The sequence below is a fragment of the Streptomyces sp. NBC_00005 genome (assembly GCF_045160215.1).
Taxonomy (GTDB): domain Bacteria; phylum Actinomycetota; class Actinomycetes; order Streptomycetales; family Streptomycetaceae; genus Streptomyces.
Map to the genome: position 1 here is coordinate 4,079,838 of NZ_CP108316.1, position 20,707 is coordinate 4,100,544.

A 20,707-nucleotide genomic window follows, 5' to 3' on the forward strand; every position below is an offset into this window, starting at 1 on the left:
GGCCAGATTCCGGATAAACATGCAGGTCAGAACGTTATCCACAGGCTCCGACAGGTGCGGCTTGATCCGCCTACTATGGCCTGACCGCCTTCCGCTGCTCGATGCGGACGGCCTGTGAGGGGGGAACGCACATGGCGCGATTCGTACGGTGGACGGCGCTGGGGGCCGCCGCGGCACTGCTGGTGGGCGGTTGCAGCAGCGGTTCGTCGTCCGACGACGGCAAGGGCGGTGCGGAGACGAGCGCGGCCGCCTCGCCGTCGTCCGGCTCCTCCGGCACGACCGCCGCGCTGCCCTCCTCACTGACCGGACAGAAGCTCGCCTGGGGCCGTTGCAAGGCCACCGCCTCCTCCTCCGCGCCCGGCAGCGACTGGCAGTGCGCGACGCTCAAGGTGCCGTTGGACTGGTCGAAGCCCGACGGCGGCACGATCGGCCTCGCGCTGATCCGCGCGAAGTCCCGCGGCGGCAAGCGCATCGGTTCGCTCCTGTTCAACTTCGGTGGCCCCGGCGGCTCGGGCGTCTCCACGATGCCCTCGTACGCGGCCACGGTGTCCGTGCTGCGCGAGCAGTACGACCTGGTGAGCTGGGACCCGCGCGGGGTCGGCGCCAGCGAGGGCGTGCGCTGCCGCAGCGACAAGGGCATCCAGGCCGCCGAGGACGTGGACGCCACCCCGGACACCCCGGCCGAGGAGAAGGCGTACTTCCGGGACGCCGTCGACTTCGGCAAGGGCTGCGAGAAGGCCGCCGGAAAGCTGATGGCGCACGTCTCGACGACGGACACCGCCCGCGACATGGACCTGATGCGCCAGGTGCTGGGCGACACGAAGATGCACTACTTCGGCATCTCGTACGGCACCGAACTCGGCGGCGTCTACGCCCACTTGTTCCCTAAGAAGGTGGGGCGGCTGATCCTGGACGCGGTCGTCGACCCGAGCGCCGACACCATGGGCCACGCGGAGAACCAGGCCAGGGGCTTCCAGCGCGCCCTGGACGACTACCTCAAGTCGACCGGCCAGGACCCGAAGCAGGGCTCTCGGAAGATCGCCAACCTGGTGAAGCGGCTCGACGCCAATCCGCTGCCCACCTCGTCCGGGCGGAAGCTGACGCAGACGCTCGCGCTCACCGGCATCGTCCTGCCTCTGTACAGCAAGGCCGGCTGGCCGACGCTGACCAGCGCCCTGGACTCGGCCGAACAGGGCGACGGCTCGGAGCTGCTGGCGCTCGCCGACGGCTACAACGACCGTGATTCATCGGGCCACTACGGCACGACGACCCACTCGCAACGCGTCATATCGTGCCTGGACGACAAGCAGCGGCCGACCGCCGAGGAGACGAAGAAGCTGCTGCCGACGTTCGAGAAGATCTCGCCCGTGTTCGGCGAGTTCCTCGGCTGGGACACGGCCGGCTGGTGCCACGACTGGCCGGTGGCCGGGCAGTACGACACCCCCGAGGTGAGCGCGCCCGGTGCGGCACCGGTCCTGGTGGTCGGCAACACCGGCGACCCGGCGACGCCGTACGAGGGCGCCCGGAAGATGGCCGACGAGCTGGGCAAGGGCGTGGGTGTGGAGCTCACCTGGAAGGGCGAGGGGCACGGTGCGTACGGAAGCGGGAGCGACTGTGTCGACTCCACGGTGAACGCGTATCTGCTGAAGGGGACGGTGCCGAAGGACGGCAAGGTCTGCGCCTCGTAGTCGGGGCGGCTGCCCGGGGACCTACCCGGGCAGGTGCTCCGGCAGCGGAAAGGGGCCCGGCACGCATGGTGCCGAGCCCCTTCCGGAAAGGCGTGCGTCTAGTAGACCGGCTTGTCCGGCTCGATCTGGTTGACCCAGCCGATGACTCCGCCGCCGACGTGTACGGCGTCGGAGAAGCCCGCGGACTTCAGGACCGCGAGGACTTCCGCACTGCGGACACCCGTCTTGCAGTGCAGGACGATCTTCTTGTCCTGCGGCAGGCTCTCCAGGGCGGTGCCCATGAGGAACTCGTTCTTCGGGATCAGCTTGGCGCCGGGGATCGAGACGATCTCGTACTCGTTGACCTCGCGGACGTCGATGATCTCGATGTTCTCGCCGTCGTCGATCCACTCCTTGAGCTGCTTGGGAGTGATCGTCGAGCCGGCGGCCGCCTCCTGGGCCTCCTCGGAGACGACGCCGCAGAAGGCCTCGTAGTCGATGAGCTCGGTGACGGTCGGGTTCGGGCCGCAGACCGCGCAGTTCGGGTCCTTGCGGACCTTGACCTGGCGGTACTGCATCTCCAGGGCGTCGTAGATCATCAGGCGGCCGACGAGCGGCTCACCGATGCCCGCGAGGAGCTTGATGGCCTCGTTGACCTGGATGGAGCCGATGGACGCGCACAGCACGCCCAGGACGCCGCCCTCGGCGCAGGAGGGGACCATGCCCGGCGGCGGGGGCTCCGGGTACAGGCAGCGGTAGCAGGGGCCGTGCTCGGACCAGAACACCGAGGCCTGGCCGTCGAAGCGGTAGATCGAGCCCCAGACGTACGGCTTGTTCAGCAGCACGGCCGCGTCGTTGACCAGGTAGCGGGTCGCGAAGTTGTCCGTGCCGTCGACGATCAGGTCGTACTGGCTGAAGATGTCCATCACGTTCTCGGCTTCGAGCCGCTCTTCGTGAAGGATCACGTTCACGTACGGGTTGATGCCGAGCACGGAGTCGCGCGCGGACTCCGCCTTGGAGCGGCCGATGTCCGCCTGGCTGTGGATGATCTGGCGCTGCAGGTTCGACTCGTCGACCTCGTCGAACTCCACGATGCCGAGCGTGCCCACGCCCGCCGCGGCCAGGTACATCAGCGCCGGCGAGCCCAGGCCGCCGGCGCCCACACAGAGCACCTTGGCGTTCTTCAGCCGCTTCTGCCCGTCCATCCCTACGTCGGGGATGATCAGGTGGCGGGAGTACCTGCGGACCTCGTCTACGGTGAGCTCAGAGGCTGGCTCGACCAGGGGTGGCAGCGACACGGGGACTCCGTTGGTCGGTCAATCACTACAGTTGTTCTCCCCGTAACACTGCCATGGCCTTCTTCATTCCGAGACACCCGTTCCGATCCGCGAGACGAGTTCGTCCCAGTAGCCGGGCATGGTCTCCCAGGGATCGCTGCGGCCGCCCCGGTCGGTGTGGTCGGTGAAGTAGATGGTCGAGGCGCCCTGCCAGCGCGCGATGCGCAGTGCCTCCTCCAGGTGGGGGCGGGGTACCCCGTGGACGAAGTGGCAGAAGCGCTCGGGCGGGTGGTCGGCGGTCCACTCGGCCACCTGCGACCAGCGGTAGTCGCTCCAGGAGCCGGAGAAGGTGACCAGTTGGTCGGCGGTCTCGGCGTAGCCGGCGTACGGATGGGTGCCGTGGCCGAGGACGATGTGGGCGTCGTCGCGGATCGTGCGGAGCGTGGTGACGGTGCGGCGGACCCCGGGGAGCGAGACACGTTCGGTCGGGCAGCGGTCCAGGAGGAAGCCGTCGACCTGGTACCAGTCGATGTGGCGCTGTGCGTCGGAGATCACATCGCTGTGGCTCCGGGCCCCGTACGCGGTGTCGAGGTGGCCGAGGACCCGTACGCCGGCGTTGCGCAGGCGGCCCGCGGCCTCCAGGCAGTGCGGGTCGGGGCGGGAGCCGGGGCCGTCGGCCACGTTGAGGACGACCCAGTGCAAGGGGGTTCCGGGGCGGGTGAGTTCGCCCCACTCGGTGGGGGCGACGAGGGGGTGTGCGTAACCGGGGATGCCGAAGCCGGTGCGCACGTCGGTGCTCGCGGTGCCCGCTTTGGTGCTGGTCAGATACGGCATGCCGCCTCCATCCAGATGTCGGCGAGGGACTCTTCGAGGTTGATGCGGGGCCGCCAGCCGAGCCGGTCGCGTGCGGTGCGCACGTCGGCCTGCTGCCAGCTGCCGCAGCCGTCCGGGTACGCAACCGGGCCCGCGTGGTCCGGTTCGGGGCGCGGGTGGCCGATGGTCGACCTCAGCGGGCCGGGCGGGCCGTCGAGTTCGTGGAGGGCACCGCCGTATCCGGCCACGCGGGCGAGCATGGCGGCGGCGTCGCGCAGGCGGACTGCGCGGCCCGAGCCGATGTTGATGACGCCCTGCGCGGCGGAGAGCGAGGCGGCGTGCACGGCGCGGGCCACGTCGCGTACGTCGATGAAGTCGCGCTGGGCGCCGAGGCCGCCGAGTTTGAGTTCGCCGTCGCCGGACTGCATGGCGCGCCGCATGGCCTCGGCGAGGCGGCCGAGCGGTGAGCCGGCGGGCGTGCCGGGTCCTGCCGGTGAGAAGACCCGGAGGACGACGGCGTCCAGGCCCGAGCCCAGGACCAGTTCGGTGGCGGCGAGCTTGCTCACGCCGTACGGGCCGCCGGGACGGGGGACGGCGTCCTCGGCCGTGGAGGAGCCGGGCTGGCTGGGTCCGTACTCGGCGCCGCAGCCGATCTGCACCAGTCGGGCGCCGCAGCCGCTGCGCCGCAGGGCCTCGCAGACGGTGGCGACGGCGACGGTGTTGTGGCGGGTCAGATCGCGGGCGCCGCCGCGGGTGGCGCCGGCGCAGTTGATGACGACACCGGGGTGGACCGCGTCGAGGAAGCGGGTGAGGGCACCGGGGCTGCCGGACGCGAGGTCGAAGCGGACGTCGGCGTCGTCGCCGCGGCCGAGGGCGGTGAGCTGGACGGCCGGGTCGGCGAGCAGACGGTCGGCGACGAAGCGGCCCAGGTAGCCGTTGGCTCCGATCAGCAGGACTCTCATCGGGCGGCTCCCGGTGCCGAGGCGTCGGGTCGGGAGGTGATCATCTGGGTTCTCCTTCGGAGGGGGAGGTGCAATTGCCTCGGGCGACGGGGCCGGGCGCCTGTGGCGGGGTGAGGGGCGAGGTTCGCCGGGGGCCGTGCGGCCGGGCGGCGGCCGGGCGGCGCTGTGTCGTCACGGCGGGCCGTGCGCGGGGCGTGGCCCGTGCGGGCCCGGGAGTTGGGGCGGGCTTCGGTCCGGGCGGGGTGCGGGGCGAGGTTTGCCGGGCTGCTTGAGACCGGGGCGTCGGCCGGGCGACGGTGTGTGGCTGCGGGGAGCCGTGCGCGGGACGTCGCCCGTCCGGGCCCGCGGCCTGGGCCGGGCTTCCGCCCAGGCGGACGAGTGCGGGCCCGGCGGTGTGTCCGTCGAGGCGCCGAAGGCCGTTGGCGCGTCAGCATGGCTGGTCCGCGGGGGCGTGGGCCGAGGCTCGGCTGAGTGTGCGGGTCGCGTGGATCAGGAGGGTCAGCGCGGCCGTTGAACAGGCGAGGGCCGGGATGCTGCCGGGGCCCCAGGCGTCGATGACGGTTTCCACGGGGGTGGCGAGGAAGCCGCACCCGGGGAGGCGCCCCGCGAAGACCGTGGCCAGGGCGGTCGCCTCGGCCGTGGCGGTGGCCGTCAGGACGAGTGCCGGGGAGCGGGTGAAACCGTGCGTGGTGAGGAGGCGGGCGAGGAGCAGCAGGGCGCCCAGGGTGACGGTCTGGGCGTAGGCCGCGGGCTCGCCCAGGACCGCGCCGCACAGGGCGAGCAGGGCCGTCAGGGCGCACAGGAACAGGGCGAACGTGCCGAGCAGCAGCGGCCGTACGGAGGCGGCGAACTCCTCCAGGCCTCGGCTGGCGCTCAGTCTGCGGCGGGCGCGTACGGCGAAGAGGTGGGCGCTCCAGGCAGCGGGGGCGCAAGCCAGGGTGAGGGCCAGGACGGGGGCCGTGGCCAGGGGCCAAGGGCCGTCGGCGGCGCCGGTGGGCAGGCCGTCGGGGCCTCCGGCGACGGCCGCGCGCAGGAGTCCGTCGCCGAGGAGGGCGTAGGCGACGAGCCAGTACGTCCACACCCGGCTGCCGGACGTGTGCGGGGCGGATGCCGGGGGTGTGCGGTCCGTTGCGCCGAGGGGGCCACGGGCGAGCGCCGCGCGCAGGGCGAGGACCACGGCGAGGACGCCGACGGCGACTGCGATCGCGCGGGTCTGCCCGTGGGTGAGGTGGAGGGCGGCCACGGTCGCGGCGCACAGTGCTCCGGGCAGGAGGGTGAGCAGGGCCCAGCCGGCGCGTGCCCGCGGGGCGTTGAGGGCTGCGGCGCGAGCGGGCGCGTCGTCGTCGCGGGGTACGCGCGCGTACATCTCCTCCGCCAGGGAGAAGACGTCCCGGTGGCGGAAGCGCGCGGCGGTCCGATCGGTGACGCCGTGGGCTTCCAGGGCCGCAGCGATCTCCAAGGGGTCCACCGCCCGTTCGCACAGCTCGCGATGACGGTGCATCAGCGCCTTCACGGGGTCGGCGGCGGTGCGACGGGGGGTGGGTTGCCGCCGTGCGGCAGGGGCTTCGGCGTCGGCACGCGCGTGTGCCGGGGTTTCGGCATCACTACCCGCCTGCACGGGAACTTCGGCATCACCACAAGCGCGTACCGGGAGTTCGGCACCGCCGCCTGTCTGCACCGGACCTTCGGCATCACCACGCGCGCGTGCCGACGCTTCGACACCGCCACACGCGCGTACCGGGACTTCGCCACCGCCGCCTGTCTGCACCGGAGCTTCGGCATCACCACGCGCGCGTGCCGACGTTTCGGCACCGCCACACGCGCGTACCGGGACTTCGCCACCGCCGCCTGTCTGCACCGGAGCTTCGGCATCACCACGCGCGCGTGCCGACGCTTCGACACCGCCACACGCGCGTACCGGGACTTCGCCACCGCCATCCGCCTGCACCGGACCTTCGGCAAAACCACGAGCGCGGTCCTCATCAGCACCGCATCCCGCGCGTACTGGGCCTACAGCACCGCCACCCGCCCGCGCCGGAACTTCCCCACCGCAACACGCGGGTACCGGAAGTTCAGCGTCCCCACCCGCCTGCACCAGAGCTGCCAGAGCTTCGCCAGCGCCACCCGCACGTACCGAAACGTCAGCACCACATCCCGCACAGACCGGAACTTCGGCACCGCACCCCGCACGTACCGGAACCTCAACACCGCCACCCGCCCGCACCGAAACCTCAGCACCACCACCCGCGCCCACCGACACGTCATCGCTGCCGCACCGACAAGGCGCCGCCTCGCCCCCGGCGCTCTCCGTGCCGGGCGTCTCCCCCGTGAGCCATCCCCGCGAGCGTTCGTCCCAGGCTCCGGGGCTGTCCGGCATGCCGGGGCGGTCCAGGGCTCCCAAGTCGCTCATCGTGTCCCCTCCGTGGCCGGCATCGGAGTGGTGGGGCGCATCGGGTTCGTCGCACGGACCGGTGCGCCCGCCGCCCAGCCGGGTCCGCCGCGGGCCACCACGCGCGCGCCCGGGTCGGTCCAGCGGCCGGGGACGTGGGCCTCGGCGGGGACGGCGAAGGGCAGGGGTTCTCCGGTGTCGTCGAGGACGACCCGGCGCACCGGGGTGTGCGAGACGATCTCCAGGTAAATGCCGTGAAATGCCGTGGTGTTCTGCTCGACGGTGAACAGTTCGAGCGCACGCGCGCGTGCCGCGGCGCCCAGCCGCTCGCAGCGCTCGGGGTCCCGCAGCAGCGCGAGACACGCCTCGGCGAGCGCCCGCGGGTTGCGCGGCGGTACGACGAGCCCCGTGCCGCCGATGACCTCGACGACCGCGCCGACGTCCGTGGACACCGTCGCCCGGCCGCAGAACATGGCCTCGACCAGGCTGATCGGGAAGCCCTCGACGACGCTTGACAGCACGGTCAGCGCACCGGCGGCGTACGCGTCGGCGAGGCTCGGCAGCTCCGGGCCGCCGACCTCCTCGAAGGAGACGGGGTTGTCGCCGACGGAGTGCGGCCCCTCGGCCTCGTCGGGGAAGAGCTGCGCGGCGAGGGCCCTGCAGTGCCCGAGGTAGGCCTCGCCCTCGGCGCCGACCGGCGCGCCGACGATCCGCAGCCGCGTCTTCGGCTCCTCCTTGCGGATCTCCGCGAAGGCGTGCAGTAGCGAGACCAGGTCCTTGGTGGGTTCGACGCGGCCGACCCAGACCACCGTGTCGGGGTCCGCGCACTCCGGGGACTCCCCCACCTCGGCGAAGTGGGAGGCGTCCATGCCCGGGTAGACCGTACGGACCTTCGCGCGGTCGGCGCCGCAGCGCTCCTGCCAGCGGCGGGCGTGCGCGTTGCCCGGTGTGACGACCGCGGCCCGGTCGTAGATCTCGGCGGCGAGCCTGCCGTGGAAGGCGGCGAGCAGGGACCGCACGGCGGGCGGAGCGTCCGTGGCGGCCAGGTAGTGCGTGCGCAGCCGCACGCCGTACTCGGTCAGCAGCAGGGGTACGCCGTGGAAGTGGCCGGCGAGCAGTCCGGGCAGGGCCGCGGGGCCGCCGGACGTCGCGTGGCACAGGTCGACCGAGCCGAGCCCGTCCTCCTCGTACCAGTCGAGCGAGAGGGGGCGCAGGGCGCGCTCCAGGTGCGCGGCGACCGCGAGCAGGTCCGGTACGCGCGCCTCACGTGCCGCCCGCAGGGCGCCCGGCGCACGACAGGCGCGCTCCAGGGCGCGTACGGCGGCCTCGGAGCGGAGCGCTCCCACCAGCCCGCCTTCGTCGCGGGCGAGTTCGGCGAGCCCGTACAGCGCGCTGCCGAAACGGTCCGCCTCAGCGGCCGAAGCCTGCCCGGAAGTGCCGGAAGGATCCCCGGCGTTGCCCGCGCACAGCGCGGCCGCCAACTCCCCGTAGCACTCGTGGAACCGGCGGCGCGCCCGCCGCCCGTAGCCGACCCCGTCGTCCTCGGCCGTCCACAGCGGTGCCGTCCGCACACGGTTGACCTGCGACGGCAGCGGGACCCAGCCCTCGTCCTCCTGGCGCTCGCTGCGGCTGAGCGCGTAGACGTCGAACTCGTGCTGCCCGAGCCCGCGCACGAGCCGGTCGCACCAGAGCCTGGCGTCACCGCTCACATACGGATAGCCACCCTCCGTAAGCAGTCCGATGCGCACGAGTGCACCCCCGATCTCCCGTATGGGGAGCCACCGTTGACCCGGCGGCTCGCAGCGGGAAGAACGTATGCGGACAAGGCGGTGGTGCGACGGACGGTTGTCCGTCGCACCACCAAAAGGGGTGAACGCTCGTAACTTTCCCGTGCGGGTCGCGTTCCATCGCGCTAAGAGATCAAGCAGTTACGTTCCGTCAGGCGGCGGCCAGCTCTCGACGGGCGGCCCTGCGACGGGCCGCGACCTGGGGGTCGAGTGCCGGTACGGCGGCCAGGAGCTGCTTGGTGTACGGGTCCTGGGGGCTGTCGTACACCTCGTCGGCGGGGCCCGACTCGACGATCCGGCCGCGTCGCATGACCGCGACCCGGTCGCTGACCTGTCGTACGACGGCGAGGTCGTGGGCGACGAAGACGAGCGCGAGCCCGAGTTCGCGCTGCAACTCGCCGAGCAGGGCGACCACCTGGGCCTGTGTGGTCACGTCCAGAGCGGAGACGGGCTCGTCGCAGACGATGACGCGCGGGTCGGCGGCGAGCGCCCGCGCGATGCCGACGCGCTGGCGCTGGCCGCCGCTGAACTCGTGCGGGTAGCGGTCGTAGTGCGCCCCTTCGAGCCCCACGCGCTCCAGCAGTTCCGTGACACGCCCCCGGATGCGCCCCTCGTCCCGCTCGCCCCGCGCGCGGAGCGGATCGGCTATCGATTCGCCCACGCTGCGGCGGGGGTTGAGGGAGGAGACGGGGTCCTGGAAGACCATCTGGACGGCCGGATTCACGCCCACGCGCGCGTGCCCCTCGTAGCGGACCTCCCCGGCCGTCGGCTCCAGCAGGCCGACCAGCATCCGGCCCAGCGTCGTCTTGCCGCTGCCGCTCTCGCCGACGACGCCGAGGGTCTCGCCCCGGTGGATCGTCAGCGACACGTCGTCCACGGCCGCGAACGCCCGCTTGCCGCGCCCGAATTCACGCCGCAGGCCCTTCGCCTCCAGGACGACGTCCCCGGCAGTGCCCGAGGAGACACCCGGGGTGTCCCCCGCCCCGGCGCCGACGGAGACGGTCTCGCCGCCCTCGACCACAACTCCTGCGAAGTCGGCCCCGCCGCCCTCCGTCACAGCTCCTGCCGAGTCGGTCCCGCCGCCCCTAGCCGCAGCACCTGACACGTCAGTCCGGCCATCCCCCGTCACAGCTTCCCGGAGGTCCTCCGGTATCGCCCGCCGCGTGTCCACGCGCGGGACCGCCGCCAGCAGGTCGCGTGTGTACGCCTCCGCCGGCGCGCCCAGCACGTCCGCCACCGGCCCGTGTTCGACCACGCGCCCGTGCCGCATGACGAGGACGTCGTCGACGCTCTCGGCGGCGACGCCCACGTCGTGCGTGACGAGCAGCAGCCCCATGCCGGTCTCCTCGCGCAGCGTGTGCAGCAGGTCGAGGATCTGGGCCTGGACGGTGACGTCGAGGGCCGTCGTCGGCTCGTCGGCGATCAGCAGCTCGGGCTCGCAGGCCAGCGCCATGGCGATGAGCGCCCGCTGACGCATGCCGCCGCTGAACTCGTGCGGCCGCGAGCGGGACCGGCGTTGTGCGTCCGGAATTCCCACCCGGTCCAATACCTCCACCGCACGCGCGCGTGCCGCTCGCCGAGACACGCGCGTGTGCACGCGGTACACCTCGGCGATCTGGTCGCCGATCGCGTAGTACGGATCGAGGGACGACAGCGGGTCCTGGAAGACCATCGCCGCCTTCCCGCCGCGCAGCCGCCGCAGTTCGTCGTCGGACGCCTCCTGTACGTCGGTGCCGGCGACCCCGATCGAGCCGCCGACCCGCGCGCCGGTGCCGCGGTGCAGCCCCAGCAGGGCCGAGGCGACCGTGGACTTGCCGGAGCCCGACTCGCCGACCAGGGCCAGAGCGGCACCCTGCTCCAGTTGGAAGGAAAGGCCGTCGACGGCCCGCAGGTCGCCGAACTCGACGGTCAGATCCGTGACTTGGACGAGACTCACGTCAGTACCACCCGTCGGTCGGCCACCGCGTACAGCACGTCCGCGACGGCGTTGGCGAGGACCACGAAGAAGCCGATCACCAGGACCATGCCGACGACGACCGGGAGGTCGACCACGTTGACGGCATGGACGAGTTCCTGGCCGATGCCGGGCAGTCCGAAGAGGGTCTCGGTGAGGACGGCGCCGCCGATCGCCGAGCCGACGTTGTTGGCGTTCAGCGCGATGACGGGCGCCAGCGCGCCGCGCAGCGCGTGCCGTCCCACGATCGTCCGCTCGGCGACGCCGTACGCCCGGAAGGTGCGGATGTGGTCCTCGGCCAGCGTCTCCAGCATCGCCGCCCTGGTCAGCCGGGCGAAGGCCGCGGCCTCGATGAGGGCGAGCGAGAGCCAGGGCAGGAGCAGGTTCCAGGCCCACTGTTCGGGGTCGTCGGTGAAGTTCACGTACTGCGGGAAGGGCAGCAGTTGCAGTTCGCCGCAGACGACGATCATCAGGACCAGGCCGATGACGAAGACCGGGGTGGCCCAGCCGGCCAAGGTGAGGGCGGTCAGCACCCGCTCGGTGAACCGGCCCCGCCGCCACGCGGAGAGCACACCGGTGCCGACGCCGAGCACCAGCCACAGCACCATCGCGCCGAGCACGAGCGACAGACTCACCGGGAGCTTGGTCAGGATGATGTTCATGACCTGCTGGTCGCTCTGGTAGGAGAGCCCGAGGCAGGGGGCCGAGCAGTGCTCCACCGAGGTGCCGGTGGAGTAGTCCTGACCGGCGATCAGGCCCACCAGGAAGTGCCAGTAGCGCACGTACAGCGGGTCGTCGAGCTTCAGTTGCTGGGCCACCTGGTGCACCTGCTCCGGGGAGCAGCGGGGACCGCAGGTGATCTGGGCGACGTTGCCCGGGGTGGCGTAGAAGACGACGTAGACGATCACCGAGATGGCCAGCAGGGTCACCACGGTGCCGACGGCGCGTCGCAGGAGGAAGCCTCCGAAGCCGCTCATGCGGCGCCCCCCTTGTCGGCCTTGGCCTCAAGCCTGGTGTTCGCCTCGGGCTTGGTGCCGGCCTCGGGCTTGTTGTTGGCCTTGGCCTCGCGCTTGCGGCCCGTGCCGATGCTCAGGCGTGAGGCGGCGCGCGGGTCCAGAGCGGTGCGCACGCCGTCGCCGAGGACGGTCAGCGCGAGCACGGTGACGAACAGCGCGCCCGCCGGGAGCAGCAGGTACTGCGGGGCCGCCTGGTACCAGACGTCGGCGGCGGTCAGCATCTGCCCCCAGGACGGCGTCGGCGGCTTCACGCCGACGCCGAGGAACGACAGGGCGGCCTCGACGCTGATGTTGACCGGCATGAGGATCGCGGCGTACGTGATGACCGGCGCGGCGAGCCCCGGCAGCAGCTCTCTGCGGGCGATGCGCCAGGTGCCCCAGCCGCTGAGCCGGGCGGCGGAGACGTAGTCGAGCCCCTTCAGCGTGAGCGTCTGGGCCCGCACGATCTTCGCGATGTTGCCCCAGGCGATGAACCCGATGACCAACGTGACCAGTACAGGTCGCGGAAAGCTCGACGGGACGATCGCGAGCAGCGCCAACGACATGATCATCAACGGCATGGCGACGAAGATGTCGGTGATCCTGCTCAACAGTTGATCAACCCATCCACGGCCGAGCGCCGAGGCGATGCCCATCACCACACCCACGAAGACCTGGATGACCGTCGCGGCCAGCGCGACCCCCAGCGAGACCCGCGCCCCGTACACGAGCCGCGCGAACAGATCACGTCCGGTCTGCGGTTCGACGCCCAGCCAGTGGTCCCCGCCGATCCCTCCGAAGGAGCCGATCGGCACGCCTCCGCGCGCGGAGTCGACGAGTGACGGGTGGTACGTGGTCGGGTCCTGGCCCTCGATGAGGGTGAGGAGGGGCGCGGCGAGCGCGACCAGGACCAGCAGCGCGACGAGGGCCGCCGCGACGAGGGCGGCGCGCTGCGTACGCAGCCGCCGCCAGAACTGACGAGCCCCCGAGGCGCCGGGAACGGGCTCCACGCCCGTCCCGGCGGCCTCGGCGGCGACAAGTGCCTCGCTCACGGCGCTACTTGACCGCGACCTGCGAGATGTCCAGCACGCCGGTCCAGTCGCTGATCACGACGTTCTTGATGTCGCCGCCGACCAGGCGCTTGTAGACGGGGTGGAACAGCGGCACGGTCAGGGCCTGCTCGCCGATCTTCTTGTCCAGTGCGCCCCACCTCTTGGCGGCCGCGTCAAGATCGGTCAACTTGTTGATCGCGTCAATCTCGGCATTGACCGACTTGTCGTTCAGCAGGCCGTTGTTGAAGTTCGAGCCGTCCTTGACGATCTGCCGGCCGTCGAAGATCGGGGCGAGGAAGGGACCGCCGGAGGGCCAGTCGGCACCCCAGTGGGCGAGGAAGAAGCCGGGCTCGGTCTTCACGCTGTGGATCTTGTCCCGGTAGTCGTTGTCCTCCAGGCCCTGCAGCTTGACCGTGATGCCGGCCTTCTTGAGCGCGTCCTGGACGGCGGTCGCGATCTCCGGGCTGGTCTCGAAGTCCTTGGCGTTGGAGTGGGTCAGCGTGACGGTGAGCCCGTTCTTGTAACCGGCCTGCGCCAGCAGCTCCTTGGCCTTGGCGGCGTTGCCCGTCTTGCCGGCCGGGAAGAGGTCGTACGGCGTGTACCCGAACGACTTCTGGTCCGGCAGGAAGGTGGTGGCAGCCTCGGCGAGCGCGGAACCGCCGGCCGCGTTGACCACGGACGACCGGTCGATGGCGTACGAGATCGCCTGCCGCACCTTGACGTTGTTGAACGGCTTGACCGTCGGGTTGAACGCTATGTAGTTCGTGTAACCGAAGTGGCCCGTGCCGACGCGGGCGGCCAGTTCCTTGTCCCCGCTCACCTTGGCGAGCTCGGCCGGACCGAGGTTGGTGTCCGTCGTGACGGCGGTCGCGTCCGCTCCCTGAGACGCGGACAGCCGCTGGTTGATCACGGACGAGTCCAGCCCCGACTTCACGTCGACCTTGTCCGGGTAGGCCTTGCGCTCGGCGTCCGTCGCCGTCGACCAGTACTTGTTGCGCTCGAGCACCAGGTGCTCACCGTCGTTCTCGTTCTTGACGACCTTGTACGGGCCGGACGAGATCGGGTGCTCCTCGTACTTCGTGCCCGTGTCCTTGGCCTTCGGGACGGGCGTGAACTGCGTCTGCGTGGCCAGGTACGGGAACTCGCCCTCGGGCTTGTTCAGATGGAAGACGATGGTCCGGCTGTCCGGCGTCCCGATCGCCGACAGACCCTTCTTGCCCTTGTCCTTGTACGGCCCCTGGTAGTCGGCCGCGCCGACCAGCCAGTCCCGCAAGTAGGGGGCGCCGCCGGACAGTTCGGGCGCGAAGGAGCGCTCGATGCCGTACTTGATGTCGGCGGACGTGATCGCGGTGCCGTCCTCGTACTTGAGGCCCTTCTTCAGGGTGTACGTCCACACGGTCGCGTCCTTGTTGGGACGCCCGGTGTCGGTGGCGAGGTCGGGGACGACCTTGGCGCCGGCCGCGCCGTCCTCGCGGTTGCGGGTGGTGAGCGTACGGAAGACCAGGGACGGGACGTTGCCACCGCCGGAGGTGTACAGGCGCGCGGGGTCGAAGTCCGTCTGGGCCTCGGAGTTCAGGACCGTGAGCGTGCCGCCCTTGTGGGGCGTGGAGTCGCCGCCGGCGCCGCCCTTGGCATCGTTGTCTTTCGGCCCGCAGGCGGCGGCACCCGCTGCCAGCACCAGGCCTACGGATGCCGCGGCCACGCGGCGCGCTGTGACGGACGGTTGGCGCATCGGAATGACGACCTCTCGGGGTGGTTCGAGCCCGTTTGCCCGAATCGTGAGACAGATGGACGAGGAGTGAGACGAAAGTGAACAGACCTCTGCCCGGGCGTCAGGTCGTCGAAAACCGTGACCGAGTCACGGAAGAGAAAAAGATCGCGACGCGAACGCCTGGGGGCGAGCGTCAGCGACAGTGAATATCGGCCACGCAGAGCGGGGTCACGCCGATCAGCGCCAGCTCTATGGCGGCGCATGCGGAGGCGTGGGGGGTCGACATGCCCAGAAATATGTATGAACTTTCTGCGCATGTCAATGTGACGTATGTGGCGCTTGTCAACTCCCGGGATACGGCCAGGGATTGGGCAGACAGTGGATCCCGTCATGGTCGAGGAACTTGGTCTGCTGCTGCATGACCGGCGCGAGCTGGCCGTTCTTGCTGCAGGTGACATGGCTGTAGCCGAGCCGGTGACCGACCTCGTGGTTGATCAACATTTGCCGGTAGGCGTGAATTTGATCACCGTATGTCTTCGATCCCTGTGCCCATCTGTATGCGTTGATCATCACTCGCTCGGTGGAGGCCGAGTCGCAGGAGACGTTGTCCTCGGTGGTGTCGAGGCCGGACTTGGCGCACCACTTGGCGGTGGTCCCGGGGCTGGCGAGCGTGATCACGAAGTCAGGCTTGCCGGTGTAGATGCGCTCGAAGGTGCGGGCGCCGTTGTGGGCCCAGCTGCGCTTGTCGTTGAGTGTCTGCTGCACGGCCCGGGCGAAGAGTTCGCCGTCGAGCCCGAGCCCCTGCTCCACGTCCACGCGGTAGGTGTACTTCTGTCCCGTGCCCGGCGCCTTGTCGACCCCGGGGACCGCGTCGAACTTCCCCGACCCTTTGAGCGTGGCACTGAGCGGGTACTTCTTGCCCATCGCCTGCGCGTACGTCAGCGTCGCCACGCTCGGCGACGAGGACGGCGCCGGCTGCGAGGCCGAGTCCCTGGCGTCGCGCGCCTGGTCGGTGGCCGACTGCGTCCCTATGGCGTCGTCGTCCCGCCCGTTGGCGACCTGCCCGGCGACGATGACGGCCAGCACGGTAGTGACGGCGGCGGCCGCGATACCGGTGAACGTCCGCCCCTTGGTGCCCCTGACCTGCGCGGGCACGCCGGTCGGCGGCGCGTCGTCGTCGGTCTCGGAGGGGACGCCGACACCGGTGCCGGGGTCCCAGTCGGTGACGGAGTCGTAGGGGTCCGAGGCGTGCGCGGAGACGCCGCTACGGGGCGCGAAGACGTCGTCGTCCTCGTCGAAGGCGTCGAGGTAGTCCTGCCGCGGCACTCCGGGCGGAGCCTGCCGCTGCCGCGGAAGGGAAACGCCGGCCCCGGCGCCCGCCGCACCGTCCTGCCCTCTCAACTTCCCCCAGCCACCGCCGGCTTCACGCTGCTCGGGGTGACCACCGCGGACTCGCGGCGTGCCGTGGGCGGGGGTGCCGTCGGGGAAACGGGGGGTGCCGTGCGCGGGGGTGCCGTCGGGCAGCCGCGGCACTCCACGCGCGGGCGTGCCGTCAGGGAATCGCGGCACCCCGCGCGCGGGGGTGCCGTCCGCCGGCCTCGGCGCCCCGTACGGCGGAGCCGCCTGCTGGCCGGACGACGGCCCGGGCACCCGGCGACCGCCCGAACCACCTTGCTGCGCCCCCGGAACCGAGCCGGGCCCGGCGGTCGGCCGACCGCCCCGCCCCGCGCCCATGTCCCCTGCGTCACCCTCCGCGGCCGCGGCGCCCCCGCGGCGGCTGTGGCGTCCCACGTCTCCCCTCAGCTCCCCGCACTCTCGGCAGCGGTCTCGCCGTCGCCGACGACCGCACCACCTCCGTCGAGGGAAGCCTTGCCCTCGACCGCCGGCTTCCCGGACGGGAAACCGCCGGCCAACTCGCCCGTTTCACCGAGAAGTTCGCAGAACGCCCGGGACACCGTCTCCGGGTACTCCATCATCGCCACGTGCCCCGCCTCCGGCAGGGCGAGCAGGCGGGAGTCGCGGAAGGTGCGGGCCGCCTTCTGGGCCATGCGGAAGCCGACGAGCTGGTCCCGGCCGCCGTAGACGAGCAGGGTCGGGGCGAGCACGCGCTCGGCCTGGCGCCACAGCCCGTGCTGGCCGCCCAGCGTGTACGCGTCGACGAGCCCGCGCGCGGAGCGTGTCAACGCGTCCCAGACGTACGGCAGTTGCAGCCGCCGCTCCATCTCCTCCACGGCGTTGCGGAAACCTTCCGGCGAGACCCGCGCGGGGTCGCCGTAGCAGAGCGCCATCACCCCGCGGACCCGCTCCTCCGCAGACCACTCCTTGGTCAGCCGGGTGAAGAGTCCGGCGACTCCGGGCAGCGCCAGCATCGCCGTCGGCACCGCGCTGCGCTGGACGCGGATCTCCGGCAGCGCCGGCGACACCAGCGTGAGCGTCCGTACGAGGTCGGGCCGCAGCGCCGCGACCCTGGTGGTGACGGCGCCGCCGAGCGAGTTGCCGAAGAGGTGCACGGGCCCGCGTCCGACCGCGTCGAGAAAACGGATCACCGCGCGCGCGTGCCCGGTGACCGAGTAGTCGCCGTCGTCCGGCGGCGGGGAATCGCCGAAGCCCGGCAGGTCGACGGCCTCACCGTCCACGACCCCGTCGAGCAGCTGCATCAGATCCGACCAGTTCTGCGAGGAGCCGCCGAGCCCGTGGACGTACAGCGCGGGTGGCAGTCCCTCACGCGCGGGCGGTCTCGACCGCACCGTCAACGTGATCCCCGGTAGTCCGACCGACCTGAGCCGCTCACCTTCCGCGACTCTGACGGGCGACACCTTCGGGAGCGCATTGGTCGCCGGCACGGACGGCAGCTCGGTCGAAGACATGCGGCAATGTTACGAGACGATCACGCAGTGGCTCATGTGTTCGCCGTCACAGATCGCACGGACATCCCATAGCGTCCGGATCCCGTGTCTCCTAGGCTCGTAGAGAGGGCACCCGCTGTGACCCCTGCTTCTTTCAGGGACATTCGTAGGAAGGGAGCCCAGCCATGGCCGTAGACCCCACCGATCCCGAGACATTCGAGGACGAGGACACGCAGGAGGCGCGGGAGATCGACGTCGAGGCCCCGGAGAACGAGGCCGCGGACCGGTTCACGGACCGGGCGGCCGACCGCGACGACCCCCTCGAGGACGTGGACCCGGCCCGGGCGAACGAGGCCGATCTTGTCGAACAGCGTCGCGTCGTCTCCATCGACGAGGACGACTACCGCTGACGAGGGACAGGAGCACCGGAGGGTGCCGCTGAGCTGGACCGAGGCGAGCGGCTGCCCGCTTCGGGGCGATTTGAAACTCTCTGCACGGCTTTCGTCGCCGTCCGGTCCGTGAAATTCTGCGCTCGCACCGCGCACAGCAGGGTTACCGAAAAGTACGATGGCGGCGCGGCGCACACCGCATGTGGACGAAATTGGGAGGCGGCGTGACAGCCATCGAGCAGACAGAGGCGGCACGCCCGCGGGGCACGCGCCTGCCGCGCCGTGCCCGACGGAACCAATTGCTGGGCGCCGCGCAGGAAGTCTTCGTGGCACAGGGCTACCACGCGGCCGCGATGGACGACATCGCCGAGCGCGCGGGCGTCAGCAAGCCGGTGCTCTACCAGCACTTCCCGGGCAAGCTCGACCTGTACCTCGCGCTGCTGGACCAGCACTGCGAGTCGCTCATCCAGTCGGTACGCACCGCGCTGGCGTCGACGACCGACAACAAGCAGCGCGTACGGGCGACCATGGACGCCTACTTCGCGTACGTCGAGGACGACGGCGGAGCCTTCCGCCTGGTCTTCGAGTCGGACCTGACGAACGAGCCGGCGGTGCGCGAGCGCGTCGACAAGGTCACGACCGAGTGCGCGGAGGCGATCTGCGAGGTCATCGCCGAGGACACCGGCCTCTCGCGCGCGGAGTCGATGCTGCTGGCCTCCGGGCTCGGCGGTCTCGCCCAGGTCGTGGCCCGTTCCTGGCTGCACAGCGACCGCAGCGTGCCGCGCGACCAGGCGGTGCAGTTGCTGACCTCGCTGGCGTGGCGCGGTATCGCGGGCTTCCCGCTGCACGGCACCGACCAGCACCACTGACGGCCGTTTGTTCCCGTCGGCTGTTCGCTCCTGGCGTGCCCCGGCGGAGCGTGCACGTCCCCTCACCGGGCTAATGTGTGCTGGGTACGGCGCGTAAAGGTCGCGCACTTCACTGACCGTCGGAGGGACATAGCCGTGGAGGTCAAGATCGGCGTGCAGCACGCGCCCCGCGAGATCGTTCTGGAGAGCGGTCAGAGTGCCGAGGAGGTCGAGCGGGTCGTGGCCGAGGCACTGGCCGGGAAGTCGCAGCTGCTGACCCTCGAGGACGAACACGGCCGCAAGGTCCTCGTCCCGGCCGAGCGCCTCGCCTACGTCGAGCTCGGCGAGCCGGCGCCGCGCAAGGTGGGCTTCGGAGCGCTGTAGGCACGCAGCACGAGAGGGGCCCGACGACCGATGGTCGCCGGGCCCCTCCGGTTTTCTTCAAGATTTTTTTTCTCCACATATGGAGCACAACTCGCGCACAGAGGAGGATTGCATTCCGCAGGTCACGGGTATGACGGGCTACGACCGTGACGCACAGTGTGGCCGTGTGGGAGGGACCCCATGATGTTGTTCGAAGCGCTCGGCTCCGCACTGCTCGGTCTCGTGCTCGCCTGGGGCGCGAACCACCGGCTTTCGCACCGTCTGCCCGCCCGTTCCATGGTGCTGGCAACGGGCATCGCCGGAGCCCTGTTCGGCGCCTTCATCACACACAGCGCGCTGGGCCCCGGCAACTTCCTGCTGATCCTGCTCGGCGCGGCGATCGTGTCGACCGCCTCGCTGTCCCTGCTGGTGCGTCCGGCGGGCAGACTCCGCCGGCGGTCGGCGCCGGCGTGACCCCGACCGGGACGACGGATGAGAGCTAGGCGGCAAGCCCCAGAGCCGCCATGCGCTTGGTGTGCGCCTCGGTGATCCGCGAGAACATCCGGCCAACCTCGGCGAGGTCGAAGCCGTCCGCGACGCCGCCGACGAGCATCGTCGACAGCGCGTCCCGGTCCGCGACCACCCGCTGGGACTGCGACAGCGCCTCGCCCATCAAACGCCGCGCCCACAGGGCGAGTCGGCCGCCCACGCGCGGGTCTGCGTCGATCGCGGCACGCACCTTCTCCACGGCGAAGCCGGCGTGCCCGGTGTCGTCCAGAACGGCCAGCACGAGTTCCCGCGAGTTCGTGTCGAGCCGGGCCGCGACCTCGCGGTAGAAGTCGCTGGCGATCGAGTCGCCGACGTAGGCCTTGACGAGCCCCTCCAGCCAGTCCGAGGGCGCCGTCTGCTTGTGGAAGCCGTCCAGCGCGGCGACGAACGGCTCCATCGCGCGGGTGGGCTCCTCGCCGATCTCCGTGAGGCGGTCACGCAGCCTCTCGAAGTGGTGGAACTCCGCCGACGCCATCTTCGCCAGCTCCGCCTTGTCCGCCAGCGTCGGCGCCAGCTTGGCGTCCTCCGCGAGCCGCTCGAACGCCGCGAGTTCGCCGTACGCGAGTGCACCGAGAAGGTCGACGACCGCGGCCCGGTACTGGGGTTCCGCGGAGGCCTGGGCCCAGGCCTGGGCGGCCACTCCGGTGTGCTCGGCGGGTGCGTCAGAGGTGTTGTCAGGCGTCGTCATGAAGCGCACAATAGTCCGCTCGCCGAGCCTCGGAAGTCCCTGGTCAATCAGTGTGACGACGGCTACGTGACCAAATCGGCCATCGCATGTGCGAGATTCCGGGGTATGGTGGTAATGCGCCTGCCGACTACTCGACGGGCCGCACGTATGAGGATGCCCGGTCGGTGGCCCGATCGGCTCCGACCCGACAGCCCTCCATATCCGTACGGCAGATTGCGTACGGCGTCCGGAGGGACACCCCTCAGCGGTACGAGCGCTAGAGCGTCGGCAGTGGTCCCGTGCCCTACGGCAAGCCCGTAAGGCAGCCGACGTCCCCCGGCACGGTCCGTCAAAGACCCCCGCGCTCGCCTCGCACCGCGCACACAGAAGAGGCAGCACCCTGACTACCACGTTCAGAGATCTCGGAATCCTTCCGGA

General features: G+C 71.1%; 18 protein-coding genes. 5 read left to right on the forward strand and 13 right to left on the reverse strand.

Annotated elements, in window-relative coordinates; translation table 11 throughout:
- Positions 1 to 131: 131 nt before the first annotated feature.
- A complete protein-coding gene (locus OG303_RS18620) occupies positions 132 to 1,688 on the forward strand; it encodes an alpha/beta hydrolase (protein ID WP_405869524.1) in 1,557 nt (518 codons plus the stop codon).
- Between the two features lie 98 nt (positions 1,689 to 1,786).
- Here OG303_RS18620 and moeZ read toward each other — a convergent pair whose 3' ends face one another.
- From moeZ to OG303_RS18680, 12 genes are all read right to left on the reverse strand, one after another.
- Positions 1,787 to 2,965: an adenylyltransferase/sulfurtransferase MoeZ gene (gene moeZ / locus OG303_RS18625; RefSeq protein WP_405869525.1), complete on the reverse strand. Its 1,179-nt coding sequence runs from the start codon at positions 2,963 to 2,965 to the stop codon at positions 1,787 to 1,789.
- A 63-nt stretch (positions 2,966 to 3,028) separates the two neighbouring features.
- On the reverse strand, positions 3,029 to 3,778 hold the full coding sequence (locus OG303_RS18630; protein ID WP_405869526.1) for a spherulation-specific family 4 protein: 750 nt from the start codon (positions 3,776 to 3,778) through the stop codon (positions 3,029 to 3,031).
- Positions 3,766 to 4,719 carry an NAD-dependent epimerase/dehydratase family protein gene (locus OG303_RS18635; RefSeq protein ID WP_405869527.1) on the reverse strand — a complete coding sequence of 318 codons (954 nt, stop codon included), beginning with the start codon at positions 4,717 to 4,719 and terminating at the stop codon, positions 3,766 to 3,768. Before OG303_RS18635 ends, OG303_RS18630 begins: the two co-directional genes overlap by 13 nt.
- Before the next feature lie 427 nt (positions 4,720 to 5,146).
- The gene (locus tag OG303_RS18640; RefSeq protein WP_405869528.1) at positions 5,147 to 6,337 is read right to left on the reverse strand and encodes a hypothetical protein; all 1,191 of its coding nucleotides are present in this window, start codon (positions 6,335 to 6,337) and stop codon (positions 5,147 to 5,149) included.
- Positions 6,338 to 7,125: 788 nt separating this feature from the next.
- A complete protein-coding gene (locus OG303_RS18645) occupies positions 7,126 to 8,856 on the reverse strand; it encodes a DUF3492 domain-containing protein (RefSeq protein WP_405869529.1) in 1,731 nt (576 codons plus the stop codon).
- 190 nt (positions 8,857 to 9,046) lie between these two features.
- Positions 9,047 to 10,831, reverse strand: coding sequence for a dipeptide ABC transporter ATP-binding protein (locus OG303_RS18650; RefSeq protein WP_405869530.1), 1,785 nt, complete (start codon positions 10,829 to 10,831; stop codon positions 9,047 to 9,049).
- A complete protein-coding gene (locus tag OG303_RS18655) occupies positions 10,828 to 11,826 on the reverse strand; it encodes an ABC transporter permease (RefSeq protein ID WP_405869531.1) in 999 nt (332 codons plus the stop codon). Before OG303_RS18655 ends, OG303_RS18650 begins: the two co-directional genes overlap by 4 nt.
- Entirely contained in the window at positions 11,823 to 12,896 is a 1,074-nt protein-coding gene (locus tag OG303_RS18660) for an ABC transporter permease (protein ID WP_405869532.1), read from the reverse strand. Before OG303_RS18660 ends, OG303_RS18655 begins: the two co-directional genes overlap by 4 nt.
- Positions 12,897 to 12,900: 4 nt before the next feature.
- Positions 12,901 to 14,628, reverse strand: coding sequence for an ABC transporter substrate-binding protein (locus OG303_RS18665; protein WP_405869533.1), 1,728 nt, complete (start codon positions 14,626 to 14,628; stop codon positions 12,901 to 12,903).
- A gap of 172 nt (positions 14,629 to 14,800) precedes the next feature.
- A complete protein-coding gene (locus OG303_RS18670) occupies positions 14,801 to 14,893 on the reverse strand; it encodes an Ms4533A family Cys-rich leader peptide (RefSeq protein ID WP_405869534.1) in 93 nt (30 codons plus the stop codon).
- A gap of 56 nt (positions 14,894 to 14,949) precedes the next feature.
- Positions 14,950 to 16,398: a DUF3152 domain-containing protein gene (locus tag OG303_RS18675; RefSeq protein WP_405869535.1), complete on the reverse strand. Its 1,449-nt coding sequence runs from the start codon at positions 16,396 to 16,398 to the stop codon at positions 14,950 to 14,952.
- Between the two features lie 8 nt (positions 16,399 to 16,406).
- The gene (locus OG303_RS18680; RefSeq protein ID WP_405869536.1) at positions 16,407 to 17,474 is read right to left on the reverse strand and encodes an alpha/beta fold hydrolase; all 1,068 of its coding nucleotides are present in this window, start codon (positions 17,472 to 17,474) and stop codon (positions 16,407 to 16,409) included.
- A gap of 164 nt (positions 17,475 to 17,638) precedes the next feature.
- Here OG303_RS18680 and OG303_RS18685 point away from each other — a divergent pair, with 164 nt between their 5' ends.
- The 4 genes from OG303_RS18685 (at position 17,639) to OG303_RS18700 (ending at position 19,527) form a co-directional block, all read left to right on the forward strand.
- Positions 17,639 to 17,863, forward strand: coding sequence for a hypothetical protein (locus OG303_RS18685; protein WP_405869537.1), 225 nt, complete (start codon positions 17,639 to 17,641; stop codon positions 17,861 to 17,863).
- A 203-nt stretch (positions 17,864 to 18,066) separates the two neighbouring features.
- Positions 18,067 to 18,711, forward strand: coding sequence for a TetR/AcrR family transcriptional regulator (locus OG303_RS18690; RefSeq protein ID WP_405869538.1), 645 nt, complete (start codon positions 18,067 to 18,069; stop codon positions 18,709 to 18,711).
- A 135-nt stretch (positions 18,712 to 18,846) separates the two neighbouring features.
- A complete protein-coding gene (locus OG303_RS18695) occupies positions 18,847 to 19,074 on the forward strand; it encodes a DUF3107 domain-containing protein (RefSeq protein ID WP_405869539.1) in 228 nt (75 codons plus the stop codon).
- Between the two features lie 183 nt (positions 19,075 to 19,257).
- Positions 19,258 to 19,527 carry a hypothetical protein gene (locus tag OG303_RS18700; protein WP_405877340.1) on the forward strand — a complete coding sequence of 90 codons (270 nt, stop codon included), beginning with the start codon at positions 19,258 to 19,260 and terminating at the stop codon, positions 19,525 to 19,527.
- 25 nt (positions 19,528 to 19,552) lie between these two features.
- Here OG303_RS18700 and OG303_RS18705 read toward each other — a convergent pair whose 3' ends face one another.
- Positions 19,553 to 20,290, reverse strand: coding sequence for a ferritin-like domain-containing protein (locus OG303_RS18705; protein WP_405869540.1), 738 nt, complete (start codon positions 20,288 to 20,290; stop codon positions 19,553 to 19,555).
- Positions 20,291 to 20,707: the final 417 nt, after the last annotated feature.